The sequence below is a fragment of the Proteus cibi genome (genome assembly GCF_003144405.1).
Taxonomy (GTDB): Bacteria; Pseudomonadota; Gammaproteobacteria; order Enterobacterales; family Enterobacteriaceae; genus Proteus; species Proteus cibi.
Genome location: NZ_PENW01000019.1, coordinates 230,149 through 255,558 on the forward strand (window position 1 = coordinate 230,149; position 25,410 = coordinate 255,558).

Consider the following 25,410-nt stretch of genomic DNA (forward strand, 5'->3'; position numbering starts at 1 on the left):
TAAGCGTGTTAATGCGACTATTTAACTCAGAGATAAAACGTTTAGAACCAAGGTGCTTGCGCCATTACATTGCCATAGAACAACATTCTTCCTGTGATTTCGCCACTAAAAAGTATCAAAATAGCGATAATAGAGAGTGATGTTTTGCTAAATGAAGCACTGTGAGATAGCGTAATAATACCTATACCCATCATCAGACTCGCAATGACTTGCCACCATAATAATAGGCTTGCTACCTCTGCACCGGGTACTTGTGCTCTCATCACTAATCCCACAAGTACCAATAATGCGCCGATTAACGCTCCTACTTTTAATGAAGAGTTAATGGATTTACCTTGCAAACGTAACCAAGGGATCATCGATCCGAAACCAAGTAACAACGCTGTACCAATAAAGCTAATTTGTGTTGCCGGTGTATGCCATAACGGATGTGCCTGCATTTGGTAATAGATTTGCGCTGTAACTAAAATAACGGATAATCCCATCACACCACAAAATAATCCAATCAAACTATTACGGCGAATAGCATGAGGCTGCATCCAGCTTGCTAATGCCCATAATGAAATCAATCCATTAAGTATAACGAAAGCAATTGCTTCACGGCTTAACCAAGAATGAGCAATACCTAATACAGAACGATAAGCACCAAGCGGATCACCTAAATGTCCCATTGACATTGATGAGCCGACAACTTCAATCAGCCAAATCAGTGCAATCGTTGTTCGTAATGCTTTGGTATTTAGCCTTGCAACGTTTTGAGTCTGGGTTTGCCATTGATACAGTGAAAGCGCTAAAACGGCACCAATGCCCCATTGACTCATCACTGTAAACAGGACTAACGGCAGTTGATAATCATGCATGATTAATCCTCCATACCAATAATGACAATATTAGGATTACTGATGGTGTGATCAGGAACGCCATAGCGTTTTTCCAATAAAGCCCAATTTGTTGTATGTTTTTGACGTAAATCTTCAATTTCGCCAAATTCGATGGCCCCCGTAGGACAAGATTCGACGCAACGTGGTTTCAAGCCTTCATCCAGTCTATCTGCACACATATTGCATTTACTGGTTTTGCCTTCAACGGGATCATAAACAGGTGCATTATAGGGACAGGCCATAATACACATCTGACAACCAATGCATTTGTCATGATCTTGCACGACAATACCATCCTCACGCTTGGTATAAGTGTCAGCAGGGCAGACTTTCAGGCATTGTGGATCATCACAATGGTTACAAGACATAGTAATAAAAGCTTGAGCATTAGGTTGATCTTCGTTGAATTCACGAACACGACGCCATAGCACGCCGGGTGGTGTGACATTTTCAGATTTACAAGCCATAGAGCAGGTGCGACAACCGTAGCAATCTTTGGCATTTATCAGAAAACCATACTGTTTCTTCGCCATGATTATGCCTCCCGTCTTACGTTAACTAAGGTGCTATTACAACAATGACCATTACCTAAAGGCTCGACGTGATCATTGGTGACATGGCTACTACTCCCACCTTGTTGCTCCCACCATCCATTGTCTAGTGAGATAACACCTTGTTTAATATGGGTGGTCACAACGGCAATCGCGCGGTGTTCCCCTCGATCATTAAAGGCGATAGCCCATTCCCCATCTTTAATGCCGCGAGCTAAGGCATCATTAGGATGAATAAGCATATTAGGCTGATTGCGCTGTACTTCTAAGATCCATTCATTCATGCCATGACTGGAGTGAACACTACGGGCAAGTTTGCGTTGTACTGCCATTAATGGGTATTTTTTTGCCAGTTCAGGGGAGCCTTTTATGGACTCTTTTACAGGGTAATAGGTGACAATCGGGGAGAAATTTTTACTCTGCCACTCTTCAATAAAGAAGTGCGCTTTTTTCGTTGAAGTACGGAAAATGCCATCTTTAAAGGGGACCCAATCGCCTTCAACTGGGCGAACTGGGCCTTTTTCAAGCATTTCACGCGTAATGCCAGAACCGTTGAGGCAAGCATCAATATAATGTTCAATGGGTTGATTAAAGACTTCACCAAAACCAAAACGCTCAGCAAGACGAGCAAAGATCCAATAATCAGGTTTTGCTTCTCCCGGTGGTTCAACGGCTTTTTCCATGAGTTGTACATATTGACTACGAACACCTGCCATTAAACTGGTATCTTCAAAAATAGTGGTAACAGGAAGCACAAGGTCGGCATAAAGAGCCGTGGATGACATCAAGTTATCAGCGACAACCACAAAAGGGACTTTTTTTAGCGCATTACGCACCATATTCGTGTTAGGAAGTTGCGTCATTACACCCATTGTCATGATCCACCAAAAGTGAATTGGATGTGGTCTTTCATTGACAATCCAATCACCGACTTTTGCGACAGGGATAGGTTTAATGGGTTTTGCATTCGGGGCTGGTGGAATAATTGGGCTAAATTTTGCCATTTGACGAGCCCCCCCTGCGTCACAAATTCCAGCACCTTTTTTACCAATATTGCCAGTTAATAAAGCCAGATAAAACTGGCTGGCTGCGACATAAGCACCGAACTCAGTTCGTTGAGCACCTGACATATTTTGCACAATCATCGCGGGTTTAGTGGTGGCATAATCGCGCGCTAAACGCATAATTGTCGCTGTGGGAATATCTGTTTCTTGGCTGGTTTTTTCGACCGTCCATGGTTGTGCCTGTTGATATATTTGCTCAAAGACAGTCATATAATCAGCATTAGCAGGAAGTTCATCATGAGTTAACGCAGGAACAATATTGGGTGTCTCATGGTGAACAAGTTGCTGACTTAAGGTATCAAAAACCAGATAGCTATCTTGGTCATCATCAGCTTGACGTAATAGCTTTTGCTGTGAGTTAACAAGATAAACGGCACCGGTATGCGCCCGTAAAAAAGGCTTATCGGTGAGATTTTCTTCAATGATAATTTTGATCATACCTAATGCGAGCGCAGTATCTGTACCGGGTACAATCGGTATCCATTCATCGGCTTTAGCCGCAGTTTCATTAAAACGAGGATCAATAACCACCATTCTGGCACCATTGCGGCGAGCTTGGTTGTAGTTTTTAAAATAGGCTTGCATCGTGACGGCAGGGTTATTACCCCAACAAAGAATATAGCGACTCTCTTTTACTGTATCGCGAGTATCTGCATAGCGTAGACCCACCATTGGGATCATTGCCGCCGTGACAGCAGAGCAGCATAATGAGCCCGCTTGTTTTGTTGAACCTCCTAAGTAATCGAAAAACGCCTTACCCATATCATTTTTAATTGAGTCCATGTTGCCAGCATGAGTGGAGATAAATAGCCCCTCATTGCCAAATTTATCAATGGTTTCTCTGATATTTTTTTCAATAAGATCAAGTGCTTCATCCCAACTGATGGGTTTGAATTCAGCTTTTCCTTTTTCGCCAACACGTAATAAAGGTGTGGTGAGACGATCTTTATGGTATACCCACTTGGTTCGGCTCATTCCACGTAAACAGCATTTCACATTAAAGCCTTCCGAGGCTTCGATTTTGATAAGTTTTCCCTTATGTGTAAAAGCTGTTAGGTTACAGTGCAAACATTCCATCGCACAGGTTGAACGAAATGTTTTATATTCGGATAATTTGATCCGTGGTTTCTGGTTAAATATGGGGTTATTTTCATTAACGAGACTGAACGCGTTAGGAGAAAGAGCAGCCACGCCAATGGCGCCCATTCCTTTTAACAATGTTCTTCTATTTAATTCCCATTTTTGATTTTTAGACATAGACATTCTCACGCACAAGAAAAGTTAACTATATATAAACCCGATTCATATATAGTTAACCTTGAGTTAGATCATCTAAAAATAGACAAAGAAAATAATCGATAGAAAATGATTTAAAAGCCCTATTTAAAATAAGGTTTTAGTGAAATAAACTAGTAAAAATGACAAAAAAAGAATAATGGGATATCGTCATAAAATAAAGTAAATAACGGATAGGTGTGGGAAAAATAAATGCAGAATTCTCAAGGAGTTAACTCGGTTGATATCGCTATTACCATTCTTGAATTTATTGCTTCGAATGGAGGTATTGCCCGATCGTCAGATATTGCAAAAGCCTGTTCGCTTTCAAAAAGTCGCTTACATAAGTATTTAGTCTCACTTTGTCGCTCAGAAATGTTGTATCAAGAAAGTGAAGGAAGTCAGTATTGCTTGGGGAGTAAAATTCTTTTATTAGCTCAGGCGACACCAAAACCGCAATCCATTATAGATGAAATTAATCAACTATTATGTGAATTTAGAGACGAACATAATATGTCTACGGGATTGGTGATATCGCAAGGTAATCAACTGTTTTTAACGCGTTACAACCGCAGTTTTAAACATGTAGATATTGATTTTTTACCGGATACGCCGGTTCCTCATAAAATCAGTGCTGCGGGGGCTGTTTTTGCCTCCTTTAGTGATTTACTGATCGAAGCAGATTTATCACAAAAGCAGCGAAATGCTATTCGCCAACAAGGTTTTGCTATTCGTCATGAACCCGCAGAAGGTATTCCTGGCGCACAATCTATTTCATGTCCTGTACTGAATAAAAAAGGGGAAATGGTGGCGGCAGCATTGACGATGGGATTTATTGAACCTGAAAGGCAAATAGAGCTAGGGGATGCATTAAAAGCAAAAATGGCACATTTCTCCCGTTAATTTGCTAAAGCACTTATTTAGGCACTTTGGTATTAAATGCCAAGTGCCTAAAATTGTGTGTTGATTAATCGAATAGTCCTTTTGCTAGAATGTCACCTTCTTGAGATATACCGGGTAACACGAAGTAATAACCACCACCGAAAGGTTTGATATAACGTTCTAAGGGTTCACCATCTAAACGTTTTTGGGTATCAATAAACCCTTTTTTAAGGTTATTTTGAAAGGAGATAAAGATCAGTCCCATATCGAGTTGACCCGAAAGCGTTAATCCTAATGAGTAACTATAACTACGTCGGCGTAATTTTGCACTGTAGCGCTCTGGATTTCTTGGTTCAGCTCGTCGCATATGAGAATCAAATAGCACTCTGTCACCGTGGGGATCTTTTTCGAATTGCGGATCGTCCATCTCCTGCTTCATACCTATTGGCGCTCCTGTTGAACGATGGCGACCAAAGTTATTCTCTTGATCTTCAAGAGGTGTTCTATCCCAAAATTCTAAAGCAAAACGAATAAGGCGAACAGCTTGATAACTTCCGCCTAAACACCACTGTGGCTCTTTTTGTTTCTCGGTGATCCAAACAAGATCATCCATCAAATGATTATCTGAAGAAGGCGCGTTGCCTGAGCCATCTTTAAAGCCAAAAAGATTAATCGGTGTTTGTTGATTATCGATATCACGAGCAGGAAGAAAACCATCGATTTTCCATACCGCATAAACCTTTCCTGACAGATGTTTTAAAATATCTCTTAATGCATAAATCACGCTTTCTTGGCTATTCGCACAAAGTTGCAATAATACATCGCCACCACACCATTTAGGATCGAGTCGGTCATTAGGAAACGGTTTCATTGGTTCTAAGCGCTTAGGCTTTTTAGCTTGAAAACCGAAACGACTATCAAAAAAACTGTCGCCTAAAGCGACGGTAACGGTTAATTCATCGGGGTGTAATTGTGTTCCTAAAATACCCGATTCAGCAGGAGGAAGATGTGGATTAGCCCTTTGTTGAAGTGTTCTGGGTTGAGTTAAAAATGCAATTCGTTGTGTCAGTATTGTGAATATTCTTTTTATATCATCGGTATTTGTTACTGTCAGATTAAGCGCAATAAATGAAGCATGTTTTTGTTCTGGTGTAATAACACCCGCTTGATGTTTACCTAAATAAGCAATAGCGCGTTGATAACGAGGTACTGATGAAGCGCATTGTTTTTCGACTGCTTTTGCTCCCATACTGGCGAGTAATAGACTTCCTCCCAACCATTTTAACGTTGCGCGTTTATTGAGGTTAACAGGACTTTTTGATAGGGATTTAAAGAGCGTTTTATTTTTCATTACTTGCTTCTTTATAGTGATAGTAAACATCAATATTGAGCGTGCTACGTAAGTTTGCCACTTGCTCTGCTAATTGTGTCACTTGAGAAAAAAGCCAACTTTTTTCTGTTTCAGGAAGCGCAGTTAAAGGTTCGAATAGACCTTCATCACGCTGATATTTTAGAAGCAGAGCATCGATATCGTCATATTGTTTGATAAGCAGTTGATATTCAGTCGTTGGAATATGATTAGATAAGATCTCTACGATTAAGCGCGATCCAGATAAATTGGCATAAGCATCACCCAGATCGCTGTGTGAATATTGATTTTCAACACCCGCGAGTTTGTCAGTTAAAATAAACTCTAAGTTATCACCCGCAGACTGAACCAATTTAGGGATCGGAATATCTTCAATTGCGACTCGTTTTTTTAAGTCATTAATGCCTCTTAAAAGGGCTTTTGCTGACTCTGCGGCTTTTTGAGGATCTTTTAATTTAAACAGTTGATATTCAACTAAATGAAATCCGGAAAAACGAGGTGAGTTTTCTCTTTCAAGAAAGAAATCCGCTCGATTATTCAATAAACGTTCGCTTGTACCAAAAAGGGCGATAATAGGGCGGATCACTTCATAATGATAATGCGCTTGTTGATAAGCATTTTGTGCATTAATAAGCTGATTTTTTTCACTATTTTTGATTAATTTATTGAGCGACTTTTCAACGAGTGTTAATTGTTCAACAGCCTTTTCTCGATAATTTAAAATATTAGTTTCGAACTTTTTCGGTGTAGGGATATCCCCTTTAGCAATAATGATATTTTCGCTATCTTGGATAATACCTTGAATAACTTTTTCGGCATAAACAGGAAAAGAAAATAACAAGATAAATAGAAATGCTAGGGTATTTTTACTTTTTGATTTTGCATTATTTAGCATGGCGAGCACCCCGCTTAAATAACAGTGCAACAACCACCCAATACATAATAAATGTCACTACACTTAGCCCAATGGGTTGAGAGCGATAAGCAAAAAACGAAACTAAAAAATTACCAAAGACACTGGAATCATCAAGAATATCGCTAATATTCCAAAGTGGATAAATAAAGAAATCAGGTAATTCAAAATCCATTTCAATCAATAGATTTGCAATTTCTTCTACGGCTTTTAATAACAGAGAAACAGCAAGAAAGAGTAATAAAAATCCGGTTACAGTAAAGAAATAGCGCCATGAAATAACTTTTGACGTTAGCAAAAATAGCCATAATGTAAATGCGGCAACAAGTAAACCAATAAAGACCTCAATCAAGAAAGGCAGTGCGGTTTGTGCATTGAGAACCATAATATGACTAGAAAGGAAAACCACCACTTCGCTACCTTCTCTGGCAATCGCAATGGCAATAATCAATAAAATCCCCCATGCACTTTGTTGTTGTGTTTTTTGGGTGAGTTCATTTTCTATATTTGCTTTTAATGATTTTCCTTGCCCATTCATCCAATAAACCATCTGCACAATCAGGACACAAGCGAGGATCTCCATTACGATCATAAATAGAGATTGCCACATATCTTCAAGTGAGCTAAATACGCCATAAATACTCAGCGCTAGAATAATGGCAAGAAATAATCCAACTACCACGCCACCCCATAAATATTTCATACCTTGTTGTGGTGCTGGTGAACGTTTTATCCACGCATAAATAATGCCCACCACTAATAGCGCTTCAAAACTTTCTCGCCAAACAACAAACAGAACTTGTCCCATATTTACTCTGCCTTTTCAGTTGCAACAATTTCACCTTGAGGATGAGAAAGGTGAAAATCATCAAAGAAGGTGTAACGACCTGGTTTTAGTGGTGCGATTACAACGACAGAATTTGCCCCTGGTGCTAATACTTTTTCTTTACGTAGCTGTGTACTTTCAAATTCAACAGGGCTTGTGCCTGTATTACGAATTTTTATTCTAATGGGCGTTTTAGCTGGGACTTCAAGCACTTGAGGAATAAGCTCACCCTCTTTCATTTCTAATTCAACGGTGTATTTCTCTGCTGCAAAAACAGAAGATGACACTATTAACAGCAGTAGCAATGCATATTTAGAGAGAATTTTTATCATCAGCATTTCACTTAAAAAAGAGAAAAAGGATAAATCCAAAGAGGGATTTATCCGTTATCAAGCTAATTAGTAACTACCTTTACGACCCGTACCGCTATAGGTGAAATCCCATGACACTTCAAAGGGTTCAAACCAAGGTGAAACACCCGTTTCTTTATCGATATGGCGACCAAAAGCGATATCTTTGTTGTATGAAGGCGGGTAAATTTTATAGGTCACGTTATATTGACCATTTCCATCCAGCTTTAAGTTTTCACCATAATGAGGACCATCATTGGCAACCATCGCCATAAACGTACCTTGCTGTTTTTTTGCAGGTGCATCGGATTTTGTTACGGTGTATTCAATGGTGAGGTAAGGTATCCAATCACCTTCAGCAAATCCATTCGGATTATCTTCAGTGGCATGAATATCTGCTTCTAAATGGATATCGGCTTTATCAGCAGCCAAGTGATTCATCGCATGGTGGCTTTCTTCAATATCCATAGTGATAGGTTGGAGATAAACCCCTTGAATTTCCATACCATTTTTAAGAATAGGATGACCAACGGGGTACTCAACAGCGAAAGCAGACGTAGAAAGAAATGAGAGTGCAGTGAGAGAGAGTGCATAGCGATAGTTCATGTTTAACCCTTGTTGTTGAATGATAATTGTTATTATTCTTAATAAGATTAACATAGTTTTTATTAGAAATAGGAGATAATCTATACGAAAAATATCGCTTAAGTTGGTCGGGAAATCAGTGAAAATAGCGATAACATTTTCTTTTATAAAAGAAAAAAATTTGTTGCTCTGATGGGAATATATAAATGGGATTAATAGCCTTGAATGATAATATCTAATGAAATCATTCAATTAAATGTGATATATGGAAATCTTATTTATCATAATGAGATGATAAAATAGAAGATTTCCATACTAAGAATATTAAATTTGACTTTGCGCACTCCAAAACTGTTTGGACTGTGTCAGTGCGACAGTAGAAACTTGCTCTTCATTTGGCGGTAGGAAAAATGCAGGAGTGACTTTTAACTCTTGTGCAATATGAAAGAGCATATCAACATCAATCTTACATAGCCCATTCTCATAACGTGAAAATTGTTGCTGGCTAATACCCACTCGTTCAGCGACAACCTTTGCTGACAAGCGAAGTTGCTGGCGTTGCTTACGAATTTTATGCCCAATAATTTGAGAGATGGGATAAATCTTTGACATTAGTGACCTCATTCTTCCTATCAACCACCAATAATATCCAATAAATTGAATATCAAGTTTCCGTGATGGATCTTCAAAATAAACAAGCACTCCGGCTTGAATGAGTAAAATCCATACTACTGTGTTATCGGTTAATAGGATGAATTATTTATACCTGTCACGTTATAAGATGATATTAATTTTCATTAAACTATTTTGATATTCTTCTTTTTTCTAGCAGGATGGTCGAGATTTTTTTGATAAACAGTGCTATATATTGCCCAAACACCATTTTATCTGTTATTTGTGCTCGCATTTATGATTAATAAAGAGTAAATAATGAGACTATAACAAAAAAGATAAAGCCCTCTTTGACTGTGTTTATACTCGAGAATACCTGTTATGCCTTTTTATAATGGGTTATTTTTGAGTTTTTTTTTATATCACCTCAATTTTTTTCTTACACCCGTGTTAAATTCAAACGGCTCTCTTCACTTTATTGAAATTTATAAAATTACATTCACATCTAATAGGCTACGGCGTTAAGATTGTTCACTATAATACTTAGGCAAGATTATAAGTGTTGCAGGGTCATTATCTATTTATCGTCAAGGTCGAGATTATGAATGTAAAAGATATCATTCGTCATGAACCATTTGGAACATTGCTAGGCTATGCGCCTGGTGGTGTCGCGATTTACTCTTCAGATTACAGCAGTATTGATAAAGAAGACTATGCCGCTAATGATTCATTCCGTAGTTATATTGGTAATGAATATATGGGGCACAAGTGGCAGTGTGTTGAGTTTGCTCGCCGTTTTCTCTATTTGCATTATGGGGCTGTATTTACTGATGTGGGAATGGCTTATGAGATCTTCTCACTGCGTTTCTTACGTAAAACCATCGATGACGATATATTACCATTACAAGCCTTTTCTAATGGTAGCAAACAACCCCCCGCAGTAGGTGCTTTACTGATTTGGCAAGAAGGGGGAGAGTTTAAAGTCACAGGGCATGTTGCTGTGATTACTGAAGTGCTCGAAGATAAAATTCGTATTGCGGAACAAAATGTTATCCACACTAGATTACCCGCAGGGCAGCAGTGGACTCGAGAATTACCTCTTAACGTGACGGATCACGGCTACTTTATTCAAGATACTTTTGATAATACAACGCTATTAGGTTGGATGATCCAAACAGAGCCTAATGCTTATAGCCTTCCTCAACCTAAAATTACGCCGGAATTACTCAATATCCATGCCGAAAAACTGGATAATAACGGTCAGTTCGAGGGCAAATGGTTAGATGAAAGCTCACCACTAGAAAAAGCGTATGTCTCTGCACAACATGGTCATATTATCAATCAAGATAGTTATGAATATTTCACCATTTCAGAAAGTGCAGAGCAGGAGCTTATTCGTGCAAGTAATGAAATGCATTTGATGTATTTGCATGCAACTGAAAAAGTATTGAAAGACGATAATTTGCTGCGTTTATTCGATATCCCTGAAGTATTGTGGCCTCGTATTCGTTTGTCATGGCAAAACAGACGCCATCAAATGATCACGGGACGATTAGATTTTTGTATGGATGAACGAGGTGTCAAAGTTTATGAATATAATGCGGACTCAGCCTCTTGCCATACAGAAGCGGGCTTAATCATCGAAAAATGGGCACAGAAAGGTGGAATTAAAGAGGGCTTTAACCCTGGCGAACGCTTACTTGATGCATTAGCGGATGCTTGGAAACACTGTGATGCAAAACCTTTCGTACATATTCTTCAAGATGATGATAGAGAAGAAGATTATCACGCTCTCTTTATGCAACAATCACTGACTCAAGCGGGCTATAACAGTAAAATTTTACGTGGATTAGATGAGCTTCATTGGAATAGTCGTGGTCAATTGATTGACGCAGACAAGCGCATTGTTGAATGTGTTTGGAAAACATGGGCTTGGGAAACAGCGTTAGACCAATTAAGAGAAGAAAGTGATCAACAAGCCCTGATCCCTATTCGTACCGGACATCCTGAAAGCGAAGTCCGCTTGGTCGATGTGCTTTTACGCCCCGAAATTACCGTCTTTGAGCCTCTTTGGACTCTTATTCCTAGTAATAAAGCGATTCTACCTATTTTATGGCAATTGTTCCCTGATAACCCTTATTTGTTAGATACTGATTTCACAGTAACGCCTCGTCTTGCACAAAGTGGTTATGCGGTTAAACCGATAGCGGGTCGTTGCGGTAGTAACATTGGTTTAGTCGATCACAAAGAGAATGTGTTAGATGAGACCAATGGTCAATTTGATCACCAAGAAAATATTTACCAAGAATTATGGTGTTTACCAAAAGTGGCAAATCGTTATATCCAAGTTTGCACTTTTACAGTGGGTGGGCATTATGGCGGTTGTTGCTTACGTTCAGATCCAACGTTAGTGATTAAAAAAGAGAGTGATATTGAACCTTTAATTGTGATTGAAGATAAACACTTTTTAGCTAAATAAGATCATAGACGTTTAGAATTAATCAATAATAGACCCGCTTAATTGGCGGGTTTATTTTAAATAACAGTCGATTTTGAAGTGAATAATAAAAGGATAAAAACATTCTTAACCCCTTGATGAATTATTGTCCTCATTTTTCTCAAGATTACATACTTTCCTTGATTTGTTTTTTCAGCCACTGAATGAAAAGCTGTACTTTCGCATTATTTTTTTCATTTCGAGTGACAAGATAATAACGTTGAGCACAAAAAAGCTCACTATTATCAAAAGGAATGATTAATTCTTTACTGGCAAGTTGTTTTTGCACTAAACGCTTTCTTCCCATTGCCACACCTGAGTGGTTAACCGCAGCAATAACAGCCAGATCAGAGCGATCAAAACAGATATTGCTACGATTAGGAAAAAGAGAAAGTCCCATATATTCACTCCAAGCTCGCCATTCGTCGAAATCTGAGTTATTACTCCAAGCTTGCCTATCATGTAGCAAAGTACAATTAGAAAGGTGATGAATATTGCCAATAAGCTCATGTTTTTTCGCGTATTCAGGACTACATACAGGAATAATGGATTCTGAAATTAAATCTTCGCAATAAAGGTTTTGCAGTTGCTTATCATCAAAATAGATTGCGAGATCAATACCATAACCTCGAAAGTTAATATCATCATTTCCTGTGAGGAGATTTAATTCAATAGATGGATAACGTTCAGTAAAATCTGAAATACGAGGAACTAACCAACATTGGGCAATAGAAGGTCGTGAATAAACAGTGAGAATACCTGAGACTTCTTGATTATGAATATCTAAAATTTCTTGGTTAATATCTTCTAGTGTTTTTTTAAGTGCCCAATAAATTCGCTCACCTTCTTCTGTTAACTCTATTCGGCGATGAAAGCGGTTAAATAGCTTAATGCCCAACTCTTCTTCCAATGTATTAATACGGTGGCTAATGGCACTGGGGGTTAATGACAGTTCTTCTGCCGCTAAAGCGAATGAAAGATGGCGACCTGTTGCTTCAAAAGTGTGAAGTCTTGCTAATTGATAACTGGATAATCGTTTATTTCTTAAAATCACGCTAGAAGATTCAAACATTCTTTTATTCTCGTTTTGTTATTAATAGTAACGTAAGTTAACAATCAAGCTAATGTTAAGATGAAATACCATACCACTATTCATCATAATGTGATTATTTGTGGTTTTGATCACTTATTTGAGTTAATTGATTTCATCTTAGTGTAAATTTTCATCATTTGTAAGTGCAGAATGATTAATATTCAATATGAATAACAATAAATAAAATATTTGGGATGGATATATGGATTCAACGTTATGGGTGCTAGGTACTCTTATAATAAGTATATTGCTTATTGTTTTTACTATAATAAAACTTAAGTTTCATCCGTTTTTAGCCTTACTGTTGGCAAGCTTCTTTGTGGGTACTGCAATGAAGATGAACCCTTTAGAAATGGTCAATGCGATTGAAAACGGTATTGGTGGTACGTTAGGATTTTTAGCCGCGATTATCGGTTTAGGAACCATTCTTGGTAAGATGATGGAAATATCAGGTGCGGCAGAACGCATCGGTATTACATTACAAAAATGCCGTTGGTTATCTCCAGACGTTATTATGGTATTGGTTGGTCTTATTTGTGGTATTACACTCTTTGTTGAAGTGGGTGTGGTATTACTGATCCCTCTTGCTTTCTCAATTGCGAAAAAAACAAATACTTCATTATTAAAATTAGCTATTCCATTATGTACAGCATTAATGGCTGTTCACTGTATCGTTCCTCCTCATCCTGCTGCACTGTTCGTGACTAATGAATTAGGGGCAGATATGGGAACCGTTATTGTTGCGGGTCTTGCAGTTGGTTTGGTCGCCTCTTTAGTCGGTGGTCCTTTATTCTTAAAAATGTTAGGCGAGCGCTTACCCTTTAAAACTGTACCTGAAGAATTTTCTGATATGGAAATTCGGGAAGAAAAAGATTTACCTTCATTAGGTGCCACACTCTTTACCGTTTTATTACCCATTGTTCTGATGCTGATAAAAACAGCCGCAGAATTAAATATGACTAAAGGCACATCTGTTTATACTGCATTACAGTTTATTGGTAACCCCATTACTGCGATGTTTATTGCCGCTTTTGTTGCTTATTATGTGTTAGGTATTCGCCGTAATATGGGCATGAATACATTATTGAAAAAAACAGAAGATAGTTTTAGCTCTATTGCCAATATCTTATTAATTATTGGTGCAGGCGGTGCTTTTAATGGCATTTTAAAAGGCAGTGGTTTAAGTGAATCTTTAGCGTTAATTCTTTCTAACTTAGATATGCATCCTATTTTATTGGCTTGGTTAGTTGCCATTATCCTTCATGCTGCCGTTGGTTCTGCAACTGTTGCAATGATGGGCGCGACTGCAATTGTTGCACCACTAATGCCTCTATACCCAGACATTAGCCCTGAAATTATTACGTTAGCAATTGGTTCAGGTGCTATTGGTTGTACCATCGTCACAGACTCACTGTTTTGGTTAGTGAAACAGTATTGTAATGCAACTTTAAGTGAAACTTTTCGTTTTTACAGTGTCGCGACCTTTATTGCCTCCTTTGTCGCATTAGGCGGTACATTTATGCTTTCTTTTGTCATATAAAAGAGAACGACTATGAACCATATAGATATAAATAAATTAATCAGTCATTTTCCACTTGTTCGTGACTTAGTGGACTTAAAAGAAGTGGTTTGGTTTAACCCAAAAGTGACCACCACTGACCAGGGACTTCCATATGTTGGTTTAACGCAAGATGACGTTATTGATGCACAAGCTCGACTACAACGTTTTGCACCTTATTTAGTGAAAGCATTTCCAGAAACAGCGGTTACTCAAGGAATTATCGAATCAGAAGTGGTTGATATTCCTAAGATGAAAGTTGCTCTTGAAAAGCGGTATAACACACCCATTAGCGGTCAATTGCGTTTGAAAAAGGATAGCCATCTACCTATTTCAGGTTCAATTAAAGCGCGTGGTGGGATTTATGAAGTACTGACTCATGCTGAAAAATTGGCGATCAACGCGGGATTATTAAGTACAGATGATAATTATGAAAAATTATTTTCTGATAAATTCCGTGAATTCTTTAGCCAATATAGTATCGCGGTAGGCTCAACAGGCAACTTAGGTATGTCTATTGGGATCATGAGTGCGAAATTAGGCTTTAGTGTGAGTGTTCATATGTCTGCTGATGCACGTCAGTGGAAGAAAGATAAATTACGCTCTCATGGCGTTAATGTTGTTGAATATGAACAAGATTACAGCATTGCGGTAGAAGAAGGTCGTAAAGAAGCTGAGAAAGATCCTAACTGTTTCTTTATTGATGATGAAAACTCAAAAACATTATTTTTGGGTTATGCGGTAGCGGGATTACGTTTAAAACGCCAATTTGAAGAACAAGGTGTTCGTGTTGATAGTGAACATCCTCTGTTTGTTTATTTACCTTGTGGTGTTGGTGGTGGCCCTGGTGGTGTTGCTTTCGGGCTAAAACTGGCATTTGGTGATGCAGTACACTGCTTATTTGCGGAGCCAACACATTCACCTTGTATGTTATTGGGTGTTTACACTCAGTTACATGAAGGTATCTCTGTTCAAGAGATTGGTATCGATAATGTCACGGCGGCTGATGGTCTTGCTGTTGGGCGTGCATCAGGCTTTGTTGGTCGAGCAATGGAGCGCTTAATTGATGGTTATTACACTATTGATGACCAAGAGCTTTATGACTTACTCAGTTTATTAAATAAAGAAGAAGGGATTAAGTTAGAACCTTCAGCGTTAGCTGGAATGGTCGGTGCTGTACATGTCACTCAAGCTAAAGATTATCTGCAAGGTTTATCACTAGACAGTCAAAAAATGCAAAATGCAACGCATTTAGTCTGGGCGACTGGGGGTGGTATGGTTCCTGCAGATGAAATGCAAAAATATCTCGCTCAGGGAAAATAGAGTGTAGAACGGGGGCTGCCAGCTTTTGTTCTGATAGCCTCTCAAAAATAAAGGGAGTAGTACAAGTATCTCTAATCGTTATCTAAAACAATAATTGTGTCGCAATATGTTACACCAAGCATGACCTCAAACATTCACACCAGGATGTCACACCAGGGGAAAATGTCGTAGTATTATTATTATAAAAAAGAGGCACCCACTGGGTGCCTCGCTTACTCTTTCTGTCAAATATCTATATTGCAATAGCGCTACTCTAAAATAAACATCCCATAAGGATGGATTTGGAGATAATAGCTGTCGCCTATACTAGGTTGAAGTTGTGTGGCATTAACTTGTAATAGCAAGGTTTGATTTTGCCATTCCACGGTCACTTCATATTGAGGCCCCATATACGCGACATGGACGATTTTGCATTGCTGACAGGCATCGCCTTGTTGAGATAACGTGATCGCTTCTGGTCTAACGCCGACTCTAACGTCTGTTTTCGTCGTATTAAATGTATCTGGTTTGGGGAGACGATAGTGAAAGATATCAACATAATCAGCGCCCAATGTAGCAGGGAATAAGTTTGCATCCCCCATAAAGCTTGCCATAAATTCAGAAGCCGGTTGGCGATAAAGATTTTGCGGTGAACCTAATTGCATTATCTTCCCTTTATTCATTACTAAAACCATATCAGAAACCGCAAATGCTTCACTTTGGTCATGGGTTACGTAAAGAGACGTGATATTAAACTGCTGTTGTAACTCACGAATTTTCTCTCTCATACTACGACGTAAGTTCGCATCAAGGTTACTTAATGGTTCATCAAAAAGCAGTACTTTAGGCTTTAAAATTAGCGCACGAGCTAATGCCACACGTTGTTGCTGTCCTCCTGATATTTGGTCAACAAAGCGATCTTCAAAACCCGCTAAATCCACCAGCTCTAAGGCTTCAGAAACACGTTGTTTAATTTCAGCTTTTGGACGTCCTAGCATTTTTAAGCCATAGCCAATGTTTTCGCCCAAAGACATATGAGGGAAAAGAGCATAAGACTGAAACACCATACAGATATCGCGTTGCTGGATCGAACGGTCGGTAACATCTTCACCATCAATAAAAATCTTACCTTCTGTCGGTTTTTCTAACCCAGCAACTAAACGTAATACGGTGGTTTTACCGCAACCTGAAGGCCCTAATAATGAAACCATTTTGCCTTGTGGAATAGACAAACTGAGATCTTCAATCACCGTGTTAGTACCAAAACGCTTAATTACATTTTTCAGTTCCACGAAATGTTGTTGTGTCATGATTTATACTCCGTATTACTGTGCATTTTTGGCTTTAGAGCGTGAAACACGGGCTTCGCCAATCAAATAGTCAAATAAGAAAATAATCGCCAACATGACGACGATTAAAATCGAGCCGTAGGCAATTGCGACGCCATATTCACCATCTTCAACACGGTTTAAAATATACGCAGTGGCAACGCGTGTATCGGGTGTAACAAGGAAGACGATAGCACTGACTGTAGTAATGGCACGGACAAAGCTATAAATCAGCGCAGACAAAATAGCCGGGCGCAATAACGGTAATAGCACATAGAAAATGGTTCTCATTGAGTTCGCTCTTAAACTTAGAGATGCTTCATCAAGCGATTTATCAATTTGTCCTAATCCTGCAATGCCCGCACGTATTCCCACAGGTACGTTACGCATCGTCATAGAGATAATGACAATTGCAGCCGTCCCCGTTAAATAGAACGGTGAGTCGTTAAACGCAAGAATGTAAGAGACACCGGCAACGGTTCCCGGTACCGCAAAACAAAGCATTGTTGTGAACTCGATACTTTTTTTACCTTTAAAGTCTTGGCGTACCACGATATAGGCAATTAATAGTCCGAGGATCGCGGTGATCGGTGCCGCAATACCCGCATATAACAAGGTATCTAACAACGAAGGCCATGCACCGTCACTCATTCCTTGACCAAATAGTTTGATAAAGTTATCCAGTGTTAAGGTGTAATCAACTCCCCAGTTAACGGTGAAGCTGCCGTAGAAAATACTGCCGTAGAGCAGGATATTAAAGACAACCCAAATAGCTAAAACAGTTGTCACAAATGCAATCAGTGACGATGGAAGAGGTTGAACATCACCGCGATAGGATTTGCCAGAAACCGTGACATAGGAACGTTTACCAATCCACATATACTGCACACAGAACACTAATAGTGAGAACACTAACAGCGACGCCCCTAATGTACTAGCAGATTGATAATCCAGTTGAGAGCCGGTGATATAGAAGTAAATTTGTGTCGCGATAACGTCAAAGTTGCCCCCTAAAACTAATGGGTTACTAAAGTCAGCAAGAGATTGCACAATCACAATTAAAAACGCATTGGCTAACGCCGGCTTAAGTAACGGCATAAAGACGTTAAAGAAAGTTTGATAACGGTTAGCTCTTAAGGTGTAAGACGCTTCTTCTAATGATGGGTGGATGGTTTTAATAGCGCCATCTAAAATCATAAATGACATCGGGGTAAAGGCGAGCACTTGCGCTAACCAGATGCCCGTAAAGCCATATAACCAGTTGGTATTTTCAAGTCCAGCATAAGTGGCGAGAAATTCCGTCACATAACCTGAACGCCCCATCATTAATGTCACCCCTAAACCGACAACAAAAGGGGGTGTAACGATAGGTAAGATAGAAAATACACGACCAATAATGGCTGAGCGTACCGCAATACGAGACGTATAAATTGCCAGAATTAAACCAAAGAAAGTACAACCTATCCCTACTGCAATAGAAAGCGCAATAGAGTTGAGCATGACTTGCACAATATGAGCTTGGCTTAAAATAGCGATAAACTCAAAAGGTGCAAAATTGCCAGCACTATCTTTAAACATAGGAATAAAAATAGCGATGCTAGGGAAGATAATAAAGGCACCAATCAGTGCAACAACGGTTATCAAAGAGCCGATAACAAAGCTATCACCACCTAGCCATTCAAGGCGTGTTAAGGCGGTTTTCATGATCATTCCCAGAGAAATAAAGAGGATGATCGCAGAATACCCTAAGCCACGTCCTTCAAGAGTTGCACTGACTATTGTAATAAATGCACAAAATAGAGCAAAACCCGCATCAAAATAGTGGCGAGAGCGATTTTCACGCTTAGGCGCAGTTAATGGACGAAATAGCAGTAAACTTGGTAATAAAAACCAGAGCCAACTGATATTGACGCTACTCCAGCCATAAGAGGTGAGTAATTCATCTGCTGTTGAATCTAAAAGACCGTAGTCAAGGCTCCATGATGGCAGTAAAGCAAATGCCATCCATGCAATTAGGACCCATAAAAATATGGGGTCCCACCTCTTTTTTTCAGGTAAAGCGAGTGTGTGAGACATAAATCCCCCGAGAGTAAATGTATTTATTATTATGAGAAAAAGAGAGCGAGAGGTTATCTCGCTCTATTAATGCGCTATTTACCCATTTTTACTTCGGTAACCCACTTATTAATCAGTTCTTTACGCACTTCACTATCGCCATATTTATCCATGTCATAGTTAATGAGTTTTAAGTCTGATAATTTCAGCGCCATTGGTGAAGATTCCGCCGAGGTATTGGTTAGAATTTGGTAAGATTTACCTTCTTTCCAGCTAATTTCCTGAGCTTCTTTTGAGAGTGTCCAATCGACGAATAATTTTGCGTTATCCATATTACGGGCATTTTTAATGATACTCACCCCACCGATTTCATAGCCTGTACCTTCACAAGGTGAAATCAATTCAAGTGGGGCGCCATTTTCAACTTCTAATGAATAATCATGTAGGAAACCAATGCCAATGGCAGCTTCACCACGGGCTGCATTTCGTGCAGGAGCAATACCTGATTTAGTGTATTGGGAGATATTTGTATTGATTTTCTTTAGATAATCAAAGGCTTGTTCAGTGCCCCATAATTGGTCAAAGGTTGCTAGTGCAGTGTAAGCGGTTCCTGAACTTTGTGGATCGGCAATTTGAATTTCACCTTTATATTCAGGCTTAATGAGATCTTTCCAGCACGTTGGAATAGCAATGCCTTTTTCTTTTAAGCGATCTTTATTGACACCAAAACCTAAAATACCAACATAAACCGCAGAAGAGTAGTTACCTTTGCGTTTAGCGGGATCACGAAATTGTGGCATGATTTGATCGAGATTAGGAGAAACATAAGGCTCTAGCAGATCCATTTCACCCGCTTGTGAGTGAGGGTCCATCGTACCGCCATACCAAACGTCAGCTTGTGGATTACGTTTTTCCGCTTCAATTTTGGCTAAAGTGCTCCCTGAACCATTACGAACGAAAGTCGTTTTAACATCATACTTTTCGGCAAAGGCTTTTGTTTCAGCTTCACACATCGCATTTGTTGCACTACAGTAAACCACTAAGCGACCAGCTGCATGTGTTGATAAGCTAACCGCAGAAAGCGCCAAACCAGCAGCAACGAGTGTAGAGAGGGTTTTCAATTTCATGTTCAGAACCTTTTAAATGTGTCGTCATCGGAAAATGAAAGTGGGCCAACTAAATGCTCTTGTTTGCTAACATCAGCAATCAACAACGGCATTAGTAAGAGTCCCATTAAGGCCGCAGCACTGGTTAATAATGCAAACATCCCAGTCCAACCATAATGCGCCATGACCTGACTTAATGGCCAACCTGCCATTGCCGCCCCTAAATAGGCAAACAATCCCAAGTAGCCAGTTACCGTGCCTGCTGCGTTTTTATGGCAATATTCTGTTGCAGCAAGCCCGATTAACATCTGTGGTCCGAATACAAAAAAACCGATACTAAAAAAACAAGCTGCGAGCAAAGCATAATGATGAATTGGAATTAACCAAAGTGCTGTTACTGCGGTAAAAAGCCCGAGTGAAAACAGCAATATCATGGGTGCTCGTTGGCCACGGAATAATAAATCCGAGCCCCAGCCTGAACATAACGCCCCGAGTAAGCCACCCACTTCAAACAAAGAGAGAATGGCATTAGCACTCAATAAGTTGGCGCCATGTGTTTCTGATAACCAGATATTTCCCCAATCGTTAATCGCCATACGTATGAGATAAACTAAAATATAGGAAAAACCCAGTAACCAAATCATTCGGTTAAATAAAATGCTCTCTTTCAAAATAGTTAGCATGGGTTTAGGGGGAGAAGCCTGCTCTTGACGTAATTCAAAAACATCGCGCCGCCAAACACCCACAGTAGGAAGTCCTTCTTCTGCGGGGGTACCTTTTAATCGTACACACAACCACAGCCCGATGATGATGCCGATAATACCGGGAACAAGCAGTGCGATTTGCCAACTATAATGCGTCGCTAACCACGCAGTTAAAATCGGAAGACTCATCCCGCCAAGGTTAATTGAGATATTCCATAATCCCCACCAGAAACCGCGTTCATTACGCGAATACCAGTGTGTTAACAACCTTGCACAAGGAGGCCATCCAAAGCCTTGAAAGAAACCATTTAGTGCCCAGACCAAAAGCAGTGCAGGAAATGAAAGGCAATAGGCAAAAATCATATTCATAATGCCTGTCATCACTAATCCCACACCCATAAACCAGCGGTATCCCCATTTGTCATGGAAAATACCAGAAACAAATTTAGATAAACCGTAAGTGAGATAAAAAAGGCTGGCTATCCAACCGATATCCCCTTTATCTAAACTCAATTCCACTTGCATAACGGGCATCACAAAGTTGACGCTTTTACGTGTGAGATAGAAAGTGGCATAACCAATAATCATCGACAGCATTAAATTTTTGCGCCAAAAATTATAGGTCTTATTAATTGATGCCGAATTTTTACCTGACATAACATCCTCTTTGATGTTGCAAATGTAAAAAAAATGTCGCGAAAAAGAATGAGATAAGGTTGTAGATGACTAAGACTTATTCTTAGTTTTCACTGTTTTCTTTTGAATTTGTGGGTAAGTTAACAATTATTTTCGTACCGTGATGATTTATCACTTCCCATTCTCCACCTAAAGCGCGAATGCGTTCTTCAATCCCACGTAATCCAAAGCCACTACTTTGTTGTGCTGATAATGACGTCGGCAACATGCCAATGCCATTATCACTAATAATGAGCCGTAAACGGTTTTTGTTTTCAGTCAATGAGACTTGGATATAGGTTGCGTTAGCATGTTTACTAATATTGTTTAACAGCTCTTGTACTAAACGGTAGAGGGTAAAAATGATTGTTTCGTTTTCAGGCTCTTTATCTAACGAGTAATTAAAATTACAGGTAATGCCGTTGTCATCAAAAGCAAATTCATTGATTAAATGATGAAGGGCTTTTTCAAGCGACATTTCCTCTAAGACAGGCGGGCGTAATTGTCGGAGTAGCTGACGTGTAGATTGATGAATTTGTAGCGCGAGTCGCTCGATTTGCTCTCCGGTTTGGCGTGTTTTGTCGTTATCTGCGGTTCTTTTGATTAACATTGATTGAATTTGGATCGCAGTAATATTCTGTCCAATTTCATCATGTAATTCGCGTGCAATCGCTTTTTTAACATCTTCTTCTGTATGCACCAGTTTTTCCATTAGATCACGACGAGCCTGTAACTCTTGTTCTAGACGTAAACGGTAATGACGTAAATTATGGGCAAGTTGTTGTTGGCGGCTAATCGCAATCCCTAAACCAATACCGATAATAGCTTGTGTGGTTAAGAACATTTCTAACTCACGCAAATCATTAAATGCGCCATTAACTTGGCGAGCAAACGTAATGATCAAACTGCCCAAGAGAGCGGATAATACGCCGCCTTGCCAGCCATAACGATACGCCATAAAGACATTAGGAATAAAAACAAGGATAACTAATAAGCGCTCTATTTCAGGTGTTAAGAAAAACTGAGCACTTAATCCAATAAGGCAAAATAGAAATCCCCACATTAGCAAGGAAGTTCTTAGTGGAGGATCGAGAGTACCATCAGAAATTAAGGTGCGACTTTGTAATTCACGAAGGTATTCATAAAGTAAAAAGACAAAAGGGGCGAGTAATATGCCACCTGTTACAGAGGTGAGAAAAATTCCGCTGGTGGTATTAATCACAAAGCCAAGAATAAAGGCTTGTAGCAGACTATTAAAACCTACGGCACCCATTAATAGGGTTAAGCGTTGCCAATACAGAGGATATCGCCACCAAATACGCTGAACTTCTAGTGCGACAATGAGGCTGAGTATTGGTGAGAGATAAATAATGGCGTGGGTAATTAATTGTTCTTGTGCTAACCAGTAATAAAGCCCCCATTCTGCAAATAACATCGGTAGCCAAAAGCGACGCCAGAGTAAAATGATTAGGGCTAATCGTAGACCTTGAGGTAAAAAAAGAGCAGCTTGCTGTCCATTTTTACTTAAATAGAAGCCAATTACCCAAAGTGATAGCCAAAGTAAAGAGTAGGTGAGTAATAAAAAAAGGGATTGAAGAAGAAAACGCAGCCCCCTTTTCATGTTACAGCGATCCTGTGATCAACTGATTTTTTAAGGCGAAATGAACTAAATCGATAGTTGTTTCACAGCCTAATTTGCCTAGTACATTAGCGCGATGAACGTGTACGGTTTTATGGCTAAGATTAAGTTGCACTGCTATTGTTTTGACGTTCACGCCTTGAACTAAAAGATTAAAAATCTCTCTTTCTCGGGGTGTCAAAGCATGGAGTGCATCTTCTTTTTCGGGTGTTTGTCGCAATGCTTTCATCGCATCAGAACAAAGATAACAGCCACCTTGATGTACAGCGCGTACCGCTTGTACTAACTCTTCAGGACCACAACGCTTGGTTAAATAACCGCGAGCGCCTGAATCAAGTGCACTTTGAACAAAGGCAGGGGTATCGTAAATACTTAAAATGATCGTGCGAAAATCAGGACGTTTTTGTTTTAAACGACTTTGTAGTTGTAGACCACTTTCGCCGGGCATAGAGAGATCCATCACAGCAACATCAATATCGTCATGCGCTAAATAAGGCCATGCTTCTTGCCCATTAGAATATTCACCCACGATGTGAATATCAGGTTCTAACATTAAGAGTTGTGCAAATCCAGAACGCACAACAATGTGATCATCCACTAAAGCAACTTTTATCATAATTTTTTATTAGTCAGGGTGTAGTCAGACAATACTTATATGATTTATAACAAGCTACCAAAAGATAAGCGAGGAAAAATGGAGAAGAAACTCGGTTTTGAACCTGATATCTCGTTTTTATCAAGGTGAATCGTGACAAGCAAATAATAATGATGGGTTATTTATTGTTCTTGTTAATTGTTTCCCATAAGCAGGGAACCTCTGCCTATGGGAAGTGGCGAATATTTTATTGATTAAGCAACTTGAACAGGCACGGCTTTGGCAATGCGCTTCATTTCATTATTGTCTTCAAAATAGGCGATATTGGGTTTATGACTACGTGCATCACTATCCGGGATTTGCACATAAGAACAAATAATCAAACGATCGCCAACCGCCGCTTTACGTGCAGCTGCGCCATTGACAGAAATAATACGCGAACCTCTTTCTGCGCAAATGGCGTAAGTTGAAAAACGTTCACCATTATCAACGTTATAAATATCAATCGCTTCATTTTCAAGAATACCGGCAGCATCCATAAAATCCTGATCAATCGCGCAAGAGCCTTCGTAGTGAAGATCTGCTTGCGTGACTTTTACGCGATGAAGTTTGCCTTGTAACATAGTGCGTAGCATTGTTGTGTTTCCTATTTTTCTAATAATGAAGATTAAACAAGGTTAACTTGTTGGTTATCAATTAAGCGCGTATTACCCAGCCATACCGCCATTAGAATGACAGCGTGTCGGCTCTCTTCACTTAATGGTGTGAGTGTGTCTGCATCACAAATAAAGCACTCATCTGCACGAAAACCTTGCTGCTCTAAGGTGTTTTTTGCATTTTGCAGTAGCTGATTAACATCATGATTACCTGACTTTAATTGTTCTGCAATGGCTTGCATCGCTTGATAAAGTGCTGGGGCTTGTTGTTTTTCGTTATCAGATAATAGACGATTGCGCGAACTGAGCGCTAAACCATTTTTGTCACGTACGATAGCAACAGGAACAATGCTGATATCCATACATAAATCGCTTACCATTTTTTTGATAATTTGCAGTTGTTGGAAATCTTTTTCACCAAACATTGCCACATCAGGTTGTACAAGGTTAAAAAGCTTACTGACAACGGTTGTAACACCGCGGAAATGACCAGGACGGCTTGCACCTTCTAATACGGCAGATAATACCGGTACATCAACGGTGGTTTGATTTTCCATTCCGTGTGGATACATCTCTTTTGCTGAAGGTGCAAAGATAATATCGACCTGTTTATCACGCAGTAACTCGCAATCTTCTTGTAAGGTACGAGGATAGTTTGCTAAATCGGCTTCTCTATCAAACTGAAGTGGATTAACAAATATAGAGGTGATCACGACATCTGCGTGAATACGAGCTTCTTCAATGAGTTTAAGGTGACCTTCATGAAGGTTACCCATAGTTGGAACCAATGCAATGCGTTTACCTTCTTGCTTTAACCGCTTGATTTCTCTGCGTAAGATAAGCGTAGTTTCAATAATTAGCATGGCGTGACTCCTTTAAACAATATTGATAATT

The 25,410-nt window shown here is 39.4% G+C and carries 22 protein-coding genes; 4 read left to right on the plus strand and 18 right to left on the minus strand.

Annotated features, from left to right (window positions below):
• Positions 1-41: 41 nt before the first annotated feature.
• The 3 genes from DK865_RS12170 to DK865_RS12180 are packed head-to-tail and all read right to left on the minus strand — an operon-like array spanning position 42 to position 3,753.
• Positions 42-860 (minus strand): dimethyl sulfoxide reductase anchor subunit family protein, encoded by an 819-nt coding sequence (locus DK865_RS12170; RefSeq protein WP_109392024.1) that lies wholly within the window; start codon positions 858-860, stop codon positions 42-44.
• A gap of 2 nt (positions 861-862) precedes the next feature.
• Positions 863-1,414: a 4Fe-4S dicluster domain-containing protein gene (locus DK865_RS12175; RefSeq protein ID WP_109392025.1), complete on the minus strand. Its 552-nt coding sequence runs from the start codon at positions 1,412-1,414 to the stop codon at positions 863-865.
• A gap of 2 nt (positions 1,415-1,416) precedes the next feature.
• The gene (locus DK865_RS12180; protein WP_109392026.1) at positions 1,417-3,753 is read right to left on the minus strand and encodes a molybdopterin-containing oxidoreductase family protein; all 2,337 of its coding nucleotides are present in this window, start codon (positions 3,751-3,753) and stop codon (positions 1,417-1,419) included.
• Between the two features lie 231 nt (positions 3,754-3,984).
• Between DK865_RS12180 and DK865_RS12185 the strand changes: the two genes are divergently transcribed.
• Positions 3,985-4,674 carry an IclR family transcriptional regulator gene (locus DK865_RS12185; protein ID WP_109392027.1) on the plus strand — a complete coding sequence of 230 codons (690 nt, stop codon included), beginning with the start codon at positions 3,985-3,987 and terminating at the stop codon, positions 4,672-4,674.
• Between the two features lie 64 nt (positions 4,675-4,738).
• Here the strand turns inward: DK865_RS12185 and efeB are convergent, their stop codons facing one another.
• From efeB to DK865_RS12215, 6 genes are all read right to left on the minus strand, one after another.
• Positions 4,739-6,004: an iron uptake transporter deferrochelatase/peroxidase subunit gene (efeB, locus tag DK865_RS12190; protein WP_109392028.1), complete on the minus strand. Its 1,266-nt coding sequence runs from the start codon at positions 6,002-6,004 to the stop codon at positions 4,739-4,741.
• On the minus strand, positions 5,994-6,917 hold the full coding sequence (locus DK865_RS12195; RefSeq protein WP_109392029.1) for an EfeM/EfeO family lipoprotein: 924 nt from the start codon (positions 6,915-6,917) through the stop codon (positions 5,994-5,996). Before DK865_RS12195 ends, efeB begins: the two co-directional genes overlap by 11 nt.
• Positions 6,907-7,743, minus strand: coding sequence for an FTR1 family iron permease (locus DK865_RS12200; RefSeq protein WP_109392030.1), 837 nt, complete (start codon positions 7,741-7,743; stop codon positions 6,907-6,909). The genes DK865_RS12195 and DK865_RS12200 overlap by 11 nt, the downstream gene beginning before the upstream one ends.
• A 2-nt stretch (positions 7,744-7,745) precedes the next feature.
• Positions 7,746-8,093, minus strand: a complete 348-nt coding sequence (locus DK865_RS12205; RefSeq protein ID WP_036911638.1) for a cupredoxin domain-containing protein — start codon at positions 8,091-8,093, stop codon at positions 7,746-7,748.
• 66 nt (positions 8,094-8,159) lie between these two features.
• Positions 8,160-8,717: an iron transporter gene (locus tag DK865_RS12210; protein ID WP_023580801.1), complete on the minus strand. Its 558-nt coding sequence runs from the start codon at positions 8,715-8,717 to the stop codon at positions 8,160-8,162.
• 303 nt (positions 8,718-9,020) lie between these two features.
• On the minus strand, positions 9,021-9,308 hold the full coding sequence (locus DK865_RS12215) for a helix-turn-helix domain-containing protein (RefSeq protein WP_036911635.1): 288 nt from the start codon (positions 9,306-9,308) through the stop codon (positions 9,021-9,023).
• A gap of 601 nt (positions 9,309-9,909) precedes the next feature.
• Between DK865_RS12215 and gss the strand changes: the two genes are divergently transcribed.
• On the plus strand, positions 9,910-11,787 hold the full coding sequence (gene gss, locus DK865_RS12220; RefSeq protein WP_109392031.1) for a bifunctional glutathionylspermidine amidase/synthase: 1,878 nt from the start codon (positions 9,910-9,912) through the stop codon (positions 11,785-11,787).
• 145 nt (positions 11,788-11,932) lie between these two features.
• Here gss and dsdC read toward each other — a convergent pair whose 3' ends face one another.
• Complete coding sequence (dsdC, locus tag DK865_RS12225) at positions 11,933-12,877, minus strand: DNA-binding transcriptional regulator DsdC (protein WP_023580800.1); 945 nt, start codon at positions 12,875-12,877, stop codon at positions 11,933-11,935.
• 223 nt (positions 12,878-13,100) lie between these two features.
• On the opposite strand from dsdC, the gene dsdX reads away from it, so the two are divergent.
• Positions 13,101-14,438, plus strand: a complete 1,338-nt coding sequence (gene dsdX / locus DK865_RS12230) for a D-serine transporter DsdX (RefSeq protein WP_023580799.1) — start codon at positions 13,101-13,103, stop codon at positions 14,436-14,438.
• Positions 14,439-14,450: 12 nt separating this feature from the next.
• Positions 14,451-15,779 (plus strand): D-serine ammonia-lyase, encoded by a 1,329-nt coding sequence (locus DK865_RS12235; RefSeq protein WP_109392032.1) that lies wholly within the window; start codon positions 14,451-14,453, stop codon positions 15,777-15,779.
• A gap of 248 nt (positions 15,780-16,027) precedes the next feature.
• On the opposite strand, the gene fbpC is transcribed toward DK865_RS12235, so the two are convergent.
• The 8 genes from fbpC to panC all read right to left on the minus strand — a co-directional run bounded on the left by fbpC (position 16,028) and on the right by panC (position 25,379).
• Positions 16,028-17,068 carry a ferric ABC transporter ATP-binding protein gene (fbpC, locus tag DK865_RS12240; RefSeq protein WP_023580797.1) on the minus strand — a complete coding sequence of 347 codons (1,041 nt, stop codon included), beginning with the start codon at positions 17,066-17,068 and terminating at the stop codon, positions 16,028-16,030.
• A gap of 15 nt (positions 17,069-17,083) precedes the next feature.
• Complete coding sequence (locus DK865_RS12245) at positions 17,084-19,162, minus strand: ABC transporter permease (protein WP_109392033.1); 2,079 nt, start codon at positions 19,160-19,162, stop codon at positions 17,084-17,086.
• Between the two features lie 74 nt (positions 19,163-19,236).
• Positions 19,237-20,268, minus strand: a complete 1,032-nt coding sequence (locus tag DK865_RS12250; protein WP_109392034.1) for an ABC transporter substrate-binding protein — start codon at positions 20,266-20,268, stop codon at positions 19,237-19,239.
• Between the two features lie 2 nt (positions 20,269-20,270).
• The gene (gene uhpC, locus DK865_RS12255; RefSeq protein WP_081705878.1) at positions 20,271-21,623 is read right to left on the minus strand and encodes an MFS transporter family glucose-6-phosphate receptor UhpC; all 1,353 of its coding nucleotides are present in this window, start codon (positions 21,621-21,623) and stop codon (positions 20,271-20,273) included.
• A 67-nt stretch (positions 21,624-21,690) separates the two neighbouring features.
• Positions 21,691-23,247, minus strand: a complete 1,557-nt coding sequence (locus DK865_RS12260) for an MASE1 domain-containing sensor histidine kinase (protein ID WP_109392035.1) — start codon at positions 23,245-23,247, stop codon at positions 21,691-21,693.
• Position 23,248: 1 nt separating this feature from the next.
• Positions 23,249-23,881, minus strand: a complete 633-nt coding sequence (locus tag DK865_RS12265) for a response regulator transcription factor (protein WP_109392036.1) — start codon at positions 23,879-23,881, stop codon at positions 23,249-23,251.
• A gap of 233 nt (positions 23,882-24,114) precedes the next feature.
• The gene (panD, locus tag DK865_RS12270) at positions 24,115-24,495 is read right to left on the minus strand and encodes an aspartate 1-decarboxylase (RefSeq protein ID WP_036932765.1); all 381 of its coding nucleotides are present in this window, start codon (positions 24,493-24,495) and stop codon (positions 24,115-24,117) included.
• Positions 24,496-24,527: 32 nt separating this feature from the next.
• On the minus strand, positions 24,528-25,379 hold the full coding sequence (gene panC, locus DK865_RS12275; protein WP_109392037.1) for a pantoate--beta-alanine ligase: 852 nt from the start codon (positions 25,377-25,379) through the stop codon (positions 24,528-24,530).
• Between the last annotated feature and the right edge of the window lie 31 nt (positions 25,380-25,410).

What these genes read in the sequence shown, in the direction of transcription:
- DK865_RS12265 (WP_109392036.1), bottom strand. Translation starts at nt 23,881, where the DNA reads ATGATAAAAGTTGCTTTAGTGGATGATCACATTGTTGTGCGTTCTGGA.
- DK865_RS12235 (WP_109392032.1), top strand. Translation starts at nt 14,451, where the DNA reads ATGAACCATATAGATATAAATAAATTAATCAGTCATTTTCCACTTGTT.
- DK865_RS12185 (WP_109392027.1), top strand. Translation starts at nt 3,985, where the DNA reads ATGCAGAATTCTCAAGGAGTTAACTCGGTTGATATCGCTATTACCATT.
- DK865_RS12245 (WP_109392033.1), bottom strand. Translation starts at nt 19,162, where the DNA reads ATGTCTCACACACTCGCTTTACCTGAAAAAAAGAGGTGGGACCCCATA.
- DK865_RS12210 (WP_023580801.1), bottom strand. Translation starts at nt 8,717, where the DNA reads ATGAACTATCGCTATGCACTCTCTCTCACTGCACTCTCATTTCTTTCT.
- DK865_RS12215 (WP_036911635.1), bottom strand. Translation starts at nt 9,308, where the DNA reads ATGTCAAAGATTTATCCCATCTCTCAAATTATTGGGCATAAAATTCGT.
- DK865_RS12175 (WP_109392025.1), bottom strand. Translation starts at nt 1,414, where the DNA reads ATGGCGAAGAAACAGTATGGTTTTCTGATAAATGCCAAAGATTGCTAC.
- gss (WP_109392031.1), top strand. Translation starts at nt 9,910, where the DNA reads ATGAATGTAAAAGATATCATTCGTCATGAACCATTTGGAACATTGCTA.
- dsdC (WP_023580800.1), bottom strand. Translation starts at nt 12,877, where the DNA reads ATGTTTGAATCTTCTAGCGTGATTTTAAGAAATAAACGATTATCCAGT.
- DK865_RS12170 (WP_109392024.1), bottom strand. Translation starts at nt 860, where the DNA reads ATGCATGATTATCAACTGCCGTTAGTCCTGTTTACAGTGATGAGTCAA.
- DK865_RS12195 (WP_109392029.1), bottom strand. Translation starts at nt 6,917, where the DNA reads ATGCTAAATAATGCAAAATCAAAAAGTAAAAATACCCTAGCATTTCTA.
- DK865_RS12260 (WP_109392035.1), bottom strand. Translation starts at nt 23,247, where the DNA reads ATGAAAAGGGGGCTGCGTTTTCTTCTTCAATCCCTTTTTTTATTACTC.
- dsdX (WP_023580799.1), top strand. Translation starts at nt 13,101, where the DNA reads ATGGATTCAACGTTATGGGTGCTAGGTACTCTTATAATAAGTATATTG.
- DK865_RS12180 (WP_109392026.1), bottom strand. Translation starts at nt 3,753, where the DNA reads ATGTCTAAAAATCAAAAATGGGAATTAAATAGAAGAACATTGTTAAAA.
- DK865_RS12205 (WP_036911638.1), bottom strand. Translation starts at nt 8,093, where the DNA reads ATGATAAAAATTCTCTCTAAATATGCATTGCTACTGCTGTTAATAGTG.
- efeB (WP_109392028.1), bottom strand. Translation starts at nt 6,004, where the DNA reads ATGAAAAATAAAACGCTCTTTAAATCCCTATCAAAAAGTCCTGTTAAC.
- fbpC (WP_023580797.1), bottom strand. Translation starts at nt 17,068, where the DNA reads ATGACACAACAACATTTCGTGGAACTGAAAAATGTAATTAAGCGTTTT.
- DK865_RS12200 (WP_109392030.1), bottom strand. Translation starts at nt 7,743, where the DNA reads ATGGGACAAGTTCTGTTTGTTGTTTGGCGAGAAAGTTTTGAAGCGCTA.
- DK865_RS12250 (WP_109392034.1), bottom strand. Translation starts at nt 20,268, where the DNA reads ATGAAATTGAAAACCCTCTCTACACTCGTTGCTGCTGGTTTGGCGCTT.
- panC (WP_109392037.1), bottom strand. Translation starts at nt 25,379, where the DNA reads ATGCTAATTATTGAAACTACGCTTATCTTACGCAGAGAAATCAAGCGG.
- panD (WP_036932765.1), bottom strand. Translation starts at nt 24,495, where the DNA reads ATGCTACGCACTATGTTACAAGGCAAACTTCATCGCGTAAAAGTCACG.